Source organism: Halomonas sp. Y3 (assembly GCF_024137965.1).
Taxonomy (GTDB): domain Bacteria; phylum Pseudomonadota; class Gammaproteobacteria; order Pseudomonadales; family Halomonadaceae; genus Halomonas; species Halomonas mongoliensis.
In genome coordinates, this window is record NZ_CP099975.1 from 3,411,626 (window position 1) to 3,423,936 (window position 12,311).

At 70.4% G+C, this 12,311-nt stretch carries 11 protein-coding genes; 4 read left to right on the forward strand and 7 right to left on the reverse strand.

The window, feature by feature from the left end:
• Positions 1-206: 206 nt before the first annotated feature.
• From argA to NHL60_RS16195, 3 genes are all read right to left on the reverse strand, one after another.
• Positions 207-1,520, reverse strand: coding sequence for an amino-acid N-acetyltransferase (gene argA, locus NHL60_RS16185; protein ID WP_253445783.1), 1,314 nt, complete (start codon positions 1,518-1,520; stop codon positions 207-209).
• A 134-nt stretch (positions 1,521-1,654) separates the two neighbouring features.
• Positions 1,655-2,920: an inorganic phosphate transporter gene (locus NHL60_RS16190; RefSeq protein WP_253445787.1), complete on the reverse strand. Its 1,266-nt coding sequence runs from the start codon at positions 2,918-2,920 to the stop codon at positions 1,655-1,657.
• A 76-nt stretch (positions 2,921-2,996) separates the two neighbouring features.
• A complete protein-coding gene (locus NHL60_RS16195) occupies positions 2,997-3,677 on the reverse strand; it encodes a TIGR00153 family protein (RefSeq protein ID WP_253445790.1) in 681 nt (226 codons plus the stop codon).
• Between the two features lie 103 nt (positions 3,678-3,780).
• On the opposite strand from NHL60_RS16195, the gene NHL60_RS16200 reads away from it, so the two are divergent.
• Positions 3,781-4,647 carry a CYTH domain-containing protein gene (locus NHL60_RS16200; protein WP_253445793.1) on the forward strand — a complete coding sequence of 289 codons (867 nt, stop codon included), beginning with the start codon at positions 3,781-3,783 and terminating at the stop codon, positions 4,645-4,647.
• 42 nt (positions 4,648-4,689) lie between these two features.
• Positions 4,690-5,625, forward strand: a complete 936-nt coding sequence (locus NHL60_RS16205; protein ID WP_253445795.1) for an ion transporter — start codon at positions 4,690-4,692, stop codon at positions 5,623-5,625.
• 18 nt (positions 5,626-5,643) lie between these two features.
• On the opposite strand, the gene NHL60_RS16210 is transcribed toward NHL60_RS16205, so the two are convergent.
• Complete coding sequence (locus NHL60_RS16210; protein ID WP_253445798.1) at positions 5,644-6,267, reverse strand: L-threonylcarbamoyladenylate synthase; 624 nt, start codon at positions 6,265-6,267, stop codon at positions 5,644-5,646.
• Between the two features lie 27 nt (positions 6,268-6,294).
• Positions 6,295-7,239, reverse strand: a complete 945-nt coding sequence (locus tag NHL60_RS16215) for a PHP domain-containing protein (RefSeq protein WP_253445800.1) — start codon at positions 7,237-7,239, stop codon at positions 6,295-6,297.
• A 116-nt stretch (positions 7,240-7,355) separates the two neighbouring features.
• Here NHL60_RS16215 and NHL60_RS16220 point away from each other — a divergent pair, with 116 nt between their 5' ends.
• Both NHL60_RS16220 and mnmC read left to right on the forward strand, forming a co-directional pair.
• Positions 7,356-7,655 (forward strand): YciI family protein, encoded by a 300-nt coding sequence (locus tag NHL60_RS16220; protein WP_253445803.1) that lies wholly within the window; start codon positions 7,356-7,358, stop codon positions 7,653-7,655.
• Positions 7,656-7,804: 149 nt separating this feature from the next.
• Complete coding sequence (gene mnmC / locus NHL60_RS16225) at positions 7,805-9,820, forward strand: bifunctional tRNA (5-methylaminomethyl-2-thiouridine)(34)-methyltransferase MnmD/FAD-dependent 5-carboxymethylaminomethyl-2-thiouridine(34) oxidoreductase MnmC (protein WP_253445806.1); 2,016 nt, start codon at positions 7,805-7,807, stop codon at positions 9,818-9,820.
• 7 nt (positions 9,821-9,827) lie between these two features.
• Here the strand turns inward: mnmC and NHL60_RS16230 are convergent, their stop codons facing one another.
• Positions 9,828-10,097, reverse strand: a complete 270-nt coding sequence (locus tag NHL60_RS16230; RefSeq protein ID WP_253445809.1) for a YheU family protein — start codon at positions 10,095-10,097, stop codon at positions 9,828-9,830.
• On the reverse strand, positions 10,094-12,169 hold the full coding sequence (gene ligA / locus NHL60_RS16235) for an NAD-dependent DNA ligase LigA (RefSeq protein WP_253445812.1): 2,076 nt from the start codon (positions 12,167-12,169) through the stop codon (positions 10,094-10,096). The genes NHL60_RS16230 and ligA overlap by 4 nt, the downstream gene beginning before the upstream one ends.
• Between the last annotated feature and the right edge of the window lie 142 nt (positions 12,170-12,311).

Sequence of the window (12,311 nt, forward strand, 5' to 3'; positions counted from 1 at the left end):
CGTTCCTCATCACTATTGATGTTGTTTGGGCAACGGAGGAGGAGCCTGACTGCCGCCATTGTGGGTGGTCGCGATTCGGCAGCGCCAAGTCCTGCAACTATATTTGCACATGATTTCACTCCGGGCAAATATTTGCATCAAGAAGGCGCGACAGTCTCGCGCCGGCAGGCTTCTGCTACCGGCGGCGTCTCAGGGTAAGGCAGCGCTCAGGCCAGCGCCTTGATCAGCACCTTGGACTTGCGGGCATGGTTGTAGGTATCACGCTTGAGCGGCGGCAGCGCCTCGATCTCGGCCAGGCGAAAGCCGTGCTCGAAGAACCAGTGGGCGGTATGGGTGGTCAGGGCGAAGAGTGAGTCGAGCCCGCGACGGCGCGCACGCCGCTCGATGTCCGCCAGCAACAGCTCGCCTCGACTGCCGCCCCGGTAGTCATCATGGACCGCCACGCAGGCCAGCTCACCCATGTCGGCGTCATTGAAGGTGTGCAGGGCGGCGCAGCCGATGATCATGCCGTCGCGCTCGATCACCAGGTAGTCATCGATCTCGTGCTCGAGGCGCTCCCGAGAGCGCGGCACCAGCATGCCGCGATGCTCCAGGGGTTCAAGCAGCTCCAGCAGGCCGCCGATATCGGCCAGCTCCGCCGGCCGCAGCTGCTCGTAGCGGTGCTGAGTGATCATGGTCCCCACCCCGTCGCGGGTGAAGAGCTCGCCCAGCAGGGCGTCGTGATCGTGCCAGGAGAGCAGGTGGGTCCGGGCCACGCCGTGACGGGCGGCCTGGCAGGCCGCCTCGAGATGCCGCGCCAGCTCGCTGCCCGGCTCAGCGCCGGCCAGCAGCGGCTCGGCCTCGGCGGGGGTCAGCTGACGCTGCATCTGACCGCTCTGGTCGAACAGCCCACAGGCTTCCCCCAGCAGGATCAGCTTGTCGGCGGAAAGCGCCATGGCGGCATGCTGGGCCACGTCCGAGGCGTTGAGGTCGAAGACCTCACCGGTGCTCGAGAACCCCAGGGGCGGCAGCACCACCAGCGAGCCCCGCTCCAGCAGTCCCTGAATGGCGGTGGCGCGCACCCGACGCACCTCACCGCTGCGGTCGAAGTCGACCCCGTCGCGCACCCCCAGCGGCTTGGCCATCACCAGGTTGCCGGAGACCGCGGTCAGCTCGACCCCGTGCATCGGGGTATTGGGCAGGCCCAGCGACAGCCGTGCCTCGAGCCAGAGCCGCTGCTCGGCGGCGGTCCGCTCGATGACACCCATCACCGCCTCGTCGGCGATCCAGCGCCCCTGATGCAGAGACGGGGTGACCCCGGCGTCATCCAACGCCTGCTGCACCTGGGGACGAACACCGAACACCACCACCAGCCGCACCCCCAGGGTGTGCAGCAGCGCCAGGTCCTGGATCAGCTGCTCCCCTCGCCCGCGCGCCATGGCCTCGCCCTCGATCAGAATGACGAAGGTGCGCCCGCGGTGGGCGTTGATATAGGGCGACGAGTTGCGAAACCAGTCGACAAAGGGGAAACGAGTGTCCAAGGCAACCCTCTTCGGCAGCGGATGCATGAGTGTCAGGCAGACGTTCGAGAATAGCAGAGCCGGGAAACCCGCGGCACCACCGGCAGGCAGGAAGCGGCAGGGCCCGCGATGCGAGCGGGCCCCGGGTCCGAGGCCTAGCCGAAGATTCCCTTGAAGGTAAAGAAGAAGAGGATGGAGAGGATGGCGCCGGCCGGCAGGGTGATCAGCCAGGACATCACGATGGTGCCGATCACGCTCAGGTTGAGTGCCGCCATGCCGCGGGCCAGCCCCACCCCCAGCACCGCCCCCACCAGGGTGTGGGTGGTGGAGATGGGCAGGCCGGTGCCCGAGGCGAGCACCACGGTGGAGGCGGCCGCCAGGGTGGCGGCGAAGCCGCGGCTCGGGGTCAGCTCGGTGATGCCGGTCCCCACGGTGGCGATGACCTTGTGGCCATAGGTGACCAGGCCGAAGACGATGCCACCGCCGCCCAGCACCAGCACCCACCAGGGCACCAGGGCGGCGCTGTCGATGACGCCGTCGCTGCGCACCACGCTGATCACCGCCGCCAGCGGCCCCACGGCGTTGGCCACGTCGTTGGAGCCGTGGGCGAAGGCCATGGCGCAGGCGGTAAAGATCATCAGCACGCCGAAGACCCGCTCCACGTTGCTGAAGCCGAAGTGGTCGTCGGCACGGCGCTCGTACTTGACGCGCCGCTCCATGAGGATGCCGAGCCCCATGATGGCCAGCCCCAGCAGGATGGCGAGCAGGAAGCTCTGGCCGAAGCTGAGGTCGAGGCCCACATGGGTCAGGCCCTTGGTCAGGGTCACCATGGCGACGATAAAGCCCACCAGGAAGACGTAGACCGGCACATAGCGCTTGGCGGCGGCGAAGGGGTCATGGGACTCGAAGATGAGGTGCTGCACCGACTTGAAGAGCACGAAGGCGATGGTGCCCGCCAGCACCGGCGAGACCACCCAGCTCGAGGCGATGGTGCCCACCTTCCCCCAGGCCACCGCCTCCATGCCCAGGCCCACGGCGCCGAAGCCGACGATGGCACCGACGATGGAGTGGGTGGTGGAGACCGGCCAACCCTTGGCGGAGGCCACCATCAGCCAGATGGCCGCGGCCAGCAGCGCCGAGAGCATGCCGTAGACCAGGAACTGGGGATCCGCATCGAGCAGCTCGGGGTCGATGATGCCGCCGCGAATGGTGGCCGTGACCTCGCCCCCGGCCAGCCAGGCGCCGAGAAACTCGAAGATGACGGCGATGATGATCGCCTGCTTGATGGTGATGGCCTTCGAGCCCACCGAGGTGCCCATGGCGTTGGCCACGTCGTTGGCACCGACGCCCCAGGCCATGAAGAAGCCGAACAGGCAGGCAAGAATGATGAAGACTTCGCCGTGCTGCGCGATGATCGACATAGGGGTTGGTTCCTATGTGGCTTGTCGAGAGTGGCGTGCGATGCCTGCCCGGCGGCGCCGGGCAGGCAAGATGGGGTCAGCGGGCCGTCAGGATCTGCAGACGGCTGCCGACGCGCTCGGCGCGATCGGAGAGCTCTCCGACCCAGTCGATGATCTTGTAGAGGAAGACCACATCCACCGGCGGCAGCTCGCTCTCCAGCTCGAAGAGCTGGCGGCGAATCGCCACCTGCTGGCCATCGGCCTGCTGCTCGAGGGTGTGCAGCTCGCGGATCAGGCGATGCATGACGTCGGAGACGTTGCGCCCGAAGCCGGACTCGAGGAGCGCCTCGAGCTCCTCCATGGCCTCCCGGGCCTGGGCGACGCAGGCCACCGCGGTGCGCATGTAGTCGCGCATGGGACCGGCCAGGGGCTCGGGCATCTGCATGCTGCGGCCGAGCATGATGCCGGTGATGTCGCGCACCTTGTTGGCCATCTTGTCCTGCACGCTGACCAGCTCAAGCAGGTCGGTGCGGGAGACGGGCAGGAAGAGGGTATTGGGCAGGTTGAGGCGCAGCTCGGTCTTGAGCTCGTCGGCCTCGTGCTCCAGCCGGGTGATGGTCTCGCGGACCCTCGCGGCCTCGGTCCAGTCGCCGGCCAGGGTGGCCTCGAAGAAGGGCAGCAGCTGGTCGGCGCACTCGTTGGCCTTGACGATATGCGCCAGCAGCGGCTGGAATGGCGAGCGACCGAACATCGCCGAGAATGGGTTGGGTGTCACCATGGAATTCTGTCGGCTTGGGGAATGGCGGCGACAGTATAGAGCCCCCCTCCGGCAGCGTCATGAAAAAATCCTCCAGAATTCATCACAGCGAGACACCATTGTCATGAGTCACGAGATCGAGCTGAAGCTCGCCCTGGGGCCGGAAGGGCCGGACGCCTTGCGCCAGCACCCGCTGCTGGCGGAACAGGCGCCGGTCGCCCGGCGCCTCGGCAACACCTATTTCGACACCCCGGAAGGCGACCTGGAGGCGGCGCGCATGGCGCTGCGCCTGCGGCGCATCGACGGGCGCACCCTGCAGACCGTCAAGACCAGCGGCGAGGGGGGCGGCGGCCTCTCGCGGCGCGGCGAGTGGGAGTGGGAGGTGCCAGGCCCCGAACTCGACCTGGCGGGCCTCGCCGGGCTGCCGCCGGCGACCCTGGGCCGCGGGGTGCTGTCGCGGCTCAGACCGCGCTTCACCACCGACTTCCGCCGGGAGAGCTGGCAGCTGGCCCACGTCGGGGCTCGCATCGAGGTGGCCCTGGACGAGGGGGAGATCCTGGCCGACGGCCGGCGGGTGGCGATCCGCGAGCTGGAACTCGAGCTCAAGGCCGGCGAGCCGGAAGCGCTCTGGTCCCTGGCCGAGGCCCTGGCCGAGTCGGTGCCGCTGCGCCCGGCGGATACCAGCAAGGCGGCCCGGGGCGGCGCCCTGCTGCGCGGTACCTGGAAGCTCCCCGAGGGCGTAGCACCCTCCGCCTGGCTGCAGCGCGCCGTGGTGGCCCTGGACGCCCTGGCCGATACCGGCGAGGCGCACTGGCGGGAGGCGGCCCGGGACGCCCTGAGCGGGCTGGCCGAGGCGAGCGGCGGCGAACTCGGCGAGGCGGCCCGGCGGCTGGCCGAGGGGCTGAACCGCGCCGACTGGCTGGCGCCCCCCTTCGGCCTCGACTTCCTGCGCCTGGCCCGCCGGCTGCCCGCCGACCGCCCGCTGGGCTGACTGGCGAGCCATCGGTGCCCCACCACCCACGGAGAGAGCCTGATGAACCTCGAGATCAGACCCGGCGGGGAAGGCCTGCGCACCCGCGCCTTCCAGATCATCTTCGAGTCGGATACCCCGGCGGCAAAGGGGTTCGATATCGCCCTGATCGTGATGATACTCGCCAGCGTGCTGGTGGTGATGCTCGACAGCGTGGCGGCCTATGCCGCTCGCTGGGGCGAGCTCTTCTTCTGGCTGGAGTGGGGCTTCACCATCGCCTTCACCATCGAGCTGGCGATCCGGCTCTACTGCCTGGAGCGACCGACGCAGTACCTGCGCAGCTTCTACGGGGTAGTGGATGTCATTGCGGTGCTGCCCACCTGGCTGGCGCTGATCGTCCCCGGCGCCCAGGCCCTGCTGATCGTGCGAGTGCTCAGGGTGCTGCGCATCTTCCGCATCCTGCGCCTGATGCAGTTCGTCGGCGAGGGGCGGCTGCTGGTCGAGTCGCTGCGCCGCGCCCTGCACCCCATCTTCCTGTTCCTGCTCACCGTCCTCTTTCTGGTCACCATCTTCGCCTCGCTGATCTACCTGATCGAGCCCGCCGAGGCCGGTTTCACCAGCATTCCCCAGGCCATCTACTGGGCCATCGTCACCCTCACCACGGTGGGCTACGGCGATATCGTGCCGGTCACCCCCCTGGGCCAGGGGCTCTCGATGATGGTGATGCTCACCGGCTACTCGATCATCGTGGTGCCCACTGGGGTCTTCTCCGCCCAGGTGATCCGCTCGATCCGGGAGGAGCGCTACTCCGACGAGGCCTGCCCAGGCTGCGGGCATGACAGGCACGAGCGAGGCGCCAGGTACTGCCTGAAGTGCGGCACCTGGCTCGACGAGGAGTCGCCGGACCCGCACCTTTCCGAGGAGGAGCGGGCGGCCTGGCACGAGGCCCGCAAGGAGAGCGACGCGGATGGCCAGGAGGGCGAGACGCCGCCGGGCTGAGCCGGCGGCAGCGGGCCACTACTCCCGGAAGGGCTCGACGTCGCCGCGTCCCTCGCGAAGGATCTTCGGGGGCAGCTCACGCAGATCCACCACGCTGGTGGGCTCCAGGTGGCAGGCGCCTCCGTCGATGATCAGGTCCAGATGGGCATCGAAGCGGTCGCGGATCTCCTCGGCGTCGGTCATCGGCAGGGTCTCGCCCACCGGGATCAGGGTGACGCTCATCAGCGGCTCGCCCAGCGCCTCGAGCAGCGCATGGGTGATGGCGTGATCCGGCACCCGCACCCCGATGGAGCGCCGCTTGGGGTGCAGCAGCAGCCGCGGCACCTCGTTGGTGGCCTGGAGGATAAAGGTATAGGCCCCCGGCGTGTGGGCCTTGAGCAGCCGGAAGACGGCGTTGTCCACCTTGGCGTAGGTGCCGATCTCGGAGAGGTCGGAGCAGACCAGGGTGAAGTTGTGCTTGTCATCCAGCGAACGCAGCCACTTGATCTTGTCGATGGCCTTCTTCTCGCCCAGGGAACAGCCCAGGGCATAGCCGGAATCGGTGGGATAGGCCACCACGCCGCCGGAGCGGATGATCTGGATCGCCTGGTCGATCAGACGCTTCTGGGGATTATCGGGGTGAAGCTGGAAGAACTGGCTCATGGTGTCGCTCCCTGTGCAGTGGCCGTGTCATCGATCGTGAGACGCTAGCGCCCGGGCCGCGTCCGCCTCCGCCGGGCCGCCAGCGAAGCCGGCCAGCCGCGGGTGGGTCCAGACCGGCGGGGTGGCGGTGCGCGGTACCGGGCTCATGCTGCCCGGGGCCAGATGGCCGCCGGGAAAGTGAAAGTCGCTGCCCACCGAGGCGAGGAGCTCGCGCTCCTGGAGCTGGCGGGCGAGGTCACGGGTCGCATCGGGATTCTGGAAGCCGCTGACCAGCTCCGCCGCCTGACCGCCCGCTTCCCGGAAGGCGTCCAGCAAGAGGCCGCGCTTGCGCCGGGTCAGGCCGTGGCGCAGCGGATGGGCGAGCACCGCCACTCCACCGGCGTCCAGCACCCAGGCCACCGCCTCGCCGAGCTCCGGCCAGTGGGACTTGACGTCGCCGGCCTTGCCGTCGCCCAGGTGCTTCTTGAAGGCGGTGGCGATATCGGGCACCAGCCCCGCCGCCACCAGGGCCCGGGCGAAGTCCGGCCGCCCCAGGGGGCGCTCGCTGCCGGCCTCCTCGCGAGCCCGGGCCAGGGCGTCGGCGAGCCCCACCTTCTCCAGGCGCTCGGCGATCTTGTGTGCCCGCTGCTCGCGCGCCTCGGCCTGGGCCGCCAGCCCCTGGACCAGGGCGCCGCGAGCCCCCTCCGGCAGCAGCCCCACCACATGGATATTGTGGCCCCGCCAGCGGGTGGAGAGCTCGGTGCCGGGGATCAGCGTTAGTCCCTCGCGCCCTGCCGCGGCGGCGGCCTCGGCCACGCCGGCCAGGGTATCATGGTCGGTAAGCGCCATATGGGTGAGCCCCCTGGCCTTGCAGAGGGCCACCAGCGCCGCAGGGGCCAGGGCGCCGTCCGAGGCGGTGGAGTGCATATGCAGATCGACGGAGAGCGGTTCGGGCTCGCCTTCGAAACGAGCGGGAAGTGATGGCATTGGCATGACGCCGACCGGCGACTTTGTCAGAATGGGTTTCCATGGTGCGCGCCAGGCCGAATCCGGTCAATCGCCGGCGCGCTTCGCGGCATCCGCCGCTCGACCCGAGGAGCCCCCCTGCCATGCTCTACGCCATCATCAGTGAAGATGTGAACAACAGCCTGGAACGCCGCCTGGCCGCCCGTCCGGACCACCTGGCCCGCCTGGAGACCCTGCGCGACGAGGGACGCCTGGTGCTGGTCGGCCCCCACCCGGCCATCGACAGCGAAGACCCCGGCGAGGCGGGCTTCACCGGCAGCCTGGTGGTCGCCGAGTTCGACAGCCTCAAGGAGGCCCAGGCCTGGGCCGATGCCGATCCCTACATGATCGCCGGGGTCTATGCCAAGGTGACCGTCAAGCCCTTCAAGAAGGTGCTGCCCTGAGCCCCTGAGGCGCCACGCTGTCCACAGGCAGGTTTTACACAGAGGCTGTGGATAACACTGTTGAAACGCCGCGGATGCCTTTCGCCAGCCGTGATGAGACGCCGCCGCGGCGCCATCGATCAAGAATCATCCACCCACCGGAGCCCTCCGTGACCGCCGCCCCCGATGGCCTGCCCCCGCTCGCCGCCCTGGAAACCGCCCGCCTCGACTGGCAGAGCGACGCCAGCGGCGAGGCCGCGCCGCACTCGGCCGCCTTCGACGACGTCTACTTCTCCCGCCACGACGGCCGCGCCGAGACCGGCCATGTCTTCCTGGCGGGTAACCGCCTGCCCGAGCGCTTCGCCGCCTGGCAGGAGAGGCGCCCCTTCGTGGTCGGCGAGACCGGCTTCGGCACCGGCCTCAACATGCTCTGCGCCTGGGCCTGCTTCGATGCCCAGGCCCCGGCCGACGCGCGGCTCCACCTGGTCTCCACCGAGAAGTTTCCCCTTGCCCGGGAGGAGCTGGCCCGGGCGCTTTCCGCCTGGCCCGACCTCGCCCCCCGCACCGCGGCACTGGTCGCCCAGTGGCCCGAGCCGGTGGCCGGCGTGCACCGCCTGTGGCTGGATGAGCGGGTCACCCTGGACCTGCACTTCGGCGATGCCGCCGAGCGGCTGGCGCTGCTCGAGGGCCGGGTCGACGCCTGGTTCCTGGACGGCTTCGCCCCGGCGAAGAACCCCGAGATGTGGCGGCCCGAGCTGTTCGAGGCGATGGCGGCCCACTCGCGCCCCGGCGCCACCTTCGCCACTTTTACCTGCGCCGGGGTGGTCAAGCGGGGCCTGGCAGCGGCGGGCTTCAGCTGGCGCAAGGTGCCGGGGTTCGGGCGCAAGCGCGAGATGCTGGCCGGCGACATCGCCACGCCACCCGGCGACGAAAGGCGCGCCCGCACGCCCTGGTTCACACCGCCTGCCGCCCGGCCCCCGCGGCAGGTGGCGGTGATCGGCGCCGGCATCGCCGGGGCCAGCGCCGCCGCCGCCCTGGCCCGACGCGGGGTCTCGGTGACCCTGATCGACCGCTTCGACCGCGCCAGCCTCGGCGAGACCCATCTGCAGGGCGCCCTCTACGTCAAGCTGGCCGTGGACACCAACCCCCAGAGCCGCACCTACCTGGCCGGGCTGCTGCACAGCCGGCGCTGGCTGGAGTGGCTGGACCCGGAACAGGCGCTGTGGCGCCCCAGCGGCGTGCTGCAGCTGGCCCTGAGCGAGAAGGAGCAGGCCCGCCAGGCGCGCTTCCTGGCCAACCACCCGCTGCCGGAGAGCGTGGTGCGCGGCCTCGACGCCGAGGCGGCCGGCGCCGCCGCGGGCATCGAGGTCCCCGGGCCGGCCCTGGACTACCCCTGCGCCGCCTGGGTCAGGCCGCTGGCGCTCTGCGCGAGCCTGGCCGCCACGTCGGGGATCACCCTTCGCCTGGGCGAGGTAACGGCACTGGACGGCGGCGCCGATGGCTGGTGCCTGACCCTGGCCGACGGCGAGCGGCTCGAGGCCGACCAGGTGGTGGTGGCCGGGGCCAGCGAGGCCGGCCGCTTCGCCCAGACCGCCGCCCTGCCCCTGCAGCCGGTGCGCGGTCAGGTCAGCCAGCTGCGGCTGCCCGAAGGGGCACCGCCGCTGGGCCGGGTGGTCTGCGCCGGGGGCTATGTGCCGCCGGCGGCGGACGGCGTGCTCAACTTCGGCGCCACCTTCGCCCCGGGGGAGACCGACCCGACGGAACGGGCGGCGGACCACGCCGCCAACCTGGCGGAGCTCGAGCGGGGCCTGCCCGCCTTCGTCGCCGCGCTGCGCGATGCCGGCACCGACCTCACCCCCGAGCGCCTCACCGGCCGGGTCGGCGTGAGGGCGGCCAGTCCCGACAAATCGCCCTATGCCGGGCCGGTGCCCGACGCCACGGCGTGGCGGGAGGACTATGCCCTGCTGACCAAGGACGCCACTCGGGTGCCCGAGGTGCCGGGACGCCACCACCAGGGGCTCTGGATCAGCGCCGCCCACGGCTCCCGGGGGCTGGCCAGCGCCCCGCTCTGCGCGGAGCTCCTCGCCTCGCGGATCTGCGACGAACCGCTGCCCCTGGAGCAGCCGCTCGCCGACCACCTGCATCCGGGCCGACGAATCATCCGCGAGCTGATCAGAGGGAAATAGGGAGGCCCTACCCCTCCTCCTCGTCATCGGCCAGGTCCCGCCCGAAGGCCCGCCACTGGGCCAGGGTCATCACCTCGGTGAGCTCGGTCTGCAGGTCGTGGGCGATGATCAGCTCTTCTCGCTCGAGCTGCCCACGGAGCTCCCCCACCCAGCCGCGCATCCCCTCGCCGGTGTCGGTGGTGTCGTAGCCCTGGCGGGTGACGAAGGCCTCCAGCAGGGCATCCAGGGTCTCGGCGGGCAGCATGCGCCAGGGCACCTCGATAAAGCGTCCGCTCATGCCTCGCTCTCCTCGTCGTCACTCTGGTTCATGTCGCTATCGCCGGCCTCCCAGGCGGCCAGCCGCGCCAGGAAGGCCGCCTCGTCGAGCACCGGCACGCCAAGCTGCATCGCCTTCTCCAGCTTGCTGCCGGCGGCCTCGCCGGCCACCAGCCCCGCGGTCTTCTTCGAGACGCTGCCGGCGACCTTGGCGCCCAGCGCCTGGAGGCGCGCCTTGCCCTGGTCCCGGGTCATGCTCGCCAGGGTGCCGGTGAGCACCCAGGTCTGGCCGGCCAGGGGCTTTGGCCGCTCGCCCACGGCCTCCTCCTCCCAGCGCAGGCCGCAGGCGATCAGGTCGTCGATGGTCTCGCGGTTATGGGGCTGACGGAAGAAGGTGTGCAGGTGGGCGGCCACGATGGGTCCCACGTCCTCCACCGCCTCCAGGGCCTCGACCTCGGCCTCCATCAGCGCCTCCAGGGTGCCGAAGTGGCGGGCCAGGTTGGCGGCGGTGGCCTCTCCCACCTCGCGAATGCCCAGGGCATAGATGAAGCGCGCCAGCGTCGTTGCCCTGGCCTTCTCCAGGGAGGCCACCAGGTTCTCCGAGGACTTCTGCCCCATGCGCGGCAGCTCGGCGAGCCGCTCGGCCTCCAGGCGGAAGAGGTCCGCCGGAGTGGTCACCCAGTCGCGCTCCACCAGCTGCTCGATCAGCTTCTCGCCGAGCCCGTCGATGTCCAGGGCGCGGCGAGAGGCGAAGTGCTTGAGCGCCTCCTTGCGCTGGGCCGGGCAGTAGAGCCCGCCTGAGCAGCGCGCCACCGCCTCGCCCTCCAGGCGCTCGACCTGGGAGTCGCAGACCGGGCAGCGCTCGGGGAAGACGATCTCCCGGGCATCCTCCGGACGCTCACCCTCCACCACCCGTACCACCTGGGGAATCACGTCGCCGGCCCGACGGATGGCCACGGTGTCGCCGATCATGACGCCGAGACGCGCGATCTCGTCGGCGTTGTGCAGGGTGGCGTTGGAGACGGTGACCCCGGCCACCGAGACCGGCTCCAGGCGGGCCACCGGGGTGATGGCGCCGGTGCGCCCTACCTGGAACTCGACGTCATTGAGCCGGGTGGTCTGCTCCTGGGCGGGAAACTTGAAGGCGATGGCCCAGCGCGGCGCCCGGGAGACGAAGCCCAGCTCCCGCTGCAGGCGCAGGTCGTCCACCTTGATCACCACGCCATCGATATCGTAGCCGAGACCGTCACGCCGCTCCCCCAGGGCTCGACAGTAGTCGACCACGCCCTCGGCGCCGCGCACCACGGCAAGCTCGCGGCTGGTGCGAAGGCCGAAGTCGCCCAGATGGGCCATCAGGGCGCTGTGGGTGGCATCGCCCGGGGCGGGCTCGATGCGCGCCACCTGATAGGCGCTGAAGCGCAGGGGGCGGGTCGCGGTGACCCTGGGGTCGAGCTGGCGCAGGCTGCCGGCAGCGGCGTTGCGGGGGTTGGCGAAGACCTTGCCCTCTTCGGCCCGGGCCCGGGCGTTGAGCGCCTCGAAGTCGGCGTGCTCGATGACCACCTCGCCGCGCACCTCCAGCAGCGCCGGCGGCCTGTCGCCGCGCAGCTTCAGCGGCACCGAGCGCAGGGTGCGCAGGTTGGAGGTGATCCCTTCCCCGGTACGACCGTCGCCCCGGGTGGCGCCGCTGACCAGCACGCCCCCCTCGTAGACCAGCGACACGGCTGCCCCATCCAACTTGGGCTCACAGCAGAAGTCGAGCGTCTCGGGATCGCACTCCAGGCGCTCCGCCACCCGCTGCACGAAGGCCGCCAGCTCCTCCTCGCTGAAGGCGTTGTCCAGGGAGAGCATGGGCACGGCGTGCTCGATCTCCGGAAAACCGGCATCCGGCGGCGCCCCGACCCGCTGGCTCGGGGAGTCCGGGGTCACCAGCTCCGGATGCTCGGCTTCGAGCGCCTGCAGCCGGCGCAGCCGGCGGTCATAGTCGGCGTCGGTGAGGCTCGGGTCGTCGAGAACATAGTAGCGGTAGTTGGCATCGTCGAGCTCGGCACGCAGGCGCGCGACCTCATCGAGAAGCTGCTGGTTGGGCTGGGTCATTGCGTCAGGGTTCTCGTCCAGGGCGAAGGCCTCGAAGCCCCCGCTTCGAAGCCGGTTATCGGCGCCTAGCTTACCAAAGCAACGACCCCCGGTGGGATGGACCGGGGGTCGTTGGCATACCGCTGGGCACAGAGCGCCTGGG

What these genes read in the sequence shown, in the direction of transcription:
- NHL60_RS16220 (WP_253445803.1), top strand. Translation starts at nt 7,356, where the DNA reads ATGCTCTACGCCATCATCAGTGAAGATGTGAACAACAGCCTGGAACGC.
- NHL60_RS16205 (WP_253445795.1), top strand. Translation starts at nt 4,690, where the DNA reads ATGAACCTCGAGATCAGACCCGGCGGGGAAGGCCTGCGCACCCGCGCC.
- NHL60_RS16230 (WP_253445809.1), bottom strand. Translation starts at nt 10,097, where the DNA reads ATGAGCGGACGCTTTATCGAGGTGCCCTGGCGCATGCTGCCCGCCGAG.
- NHL60_RS16195 (WP_253445790.1), bottom strand. Translation starts at nt 3,677, where the DNA reads ATGGTGACACCCAACCCATTCTCGGCGATGTTCGGTCGCTCGCCATTC.
- ligA (WP_253445812.1), bottom strand. Translation starts at nt 12,169, where the DNA reads ATGACCCAGCCCAACCAGCAGCTTCTCGATGAGGTCGCGCGCCTGCGT.
- NHL60_RS16215 (WP_253445800.1), bottom strand. Translation starts at nt 7,239, where the DNA reads ATGCCAATGCCATCACTTCCCGCTCGTTTCGAAGGCGAGCCCGAACCG.
- NHL60_RS16200 (WP_253445793.1), top strand. Translation starts at nt 3,781, where the DNA reads ATGAGTCACGAGATCGAGCTGAAGCTCGCCCTGGGGCCGGAAGGGCCG.
- NHL60_RS16190 (WP_253445787.1), bottom strand. Translation starts at nt 2,920, where the DNA reads ATGTCGATCATCGCGCAGCACGGCGAAGTCTTCATCATTCTTGCCTGC.
- NHL60_RS16210 (WP_253445798.1), bottom strand. Translation starts at nt 6,267, where the DNA reads ATGAGCCAGTTCTTCCAGCTTCACCCCGATAATCCCCAGAAGCGTCTG.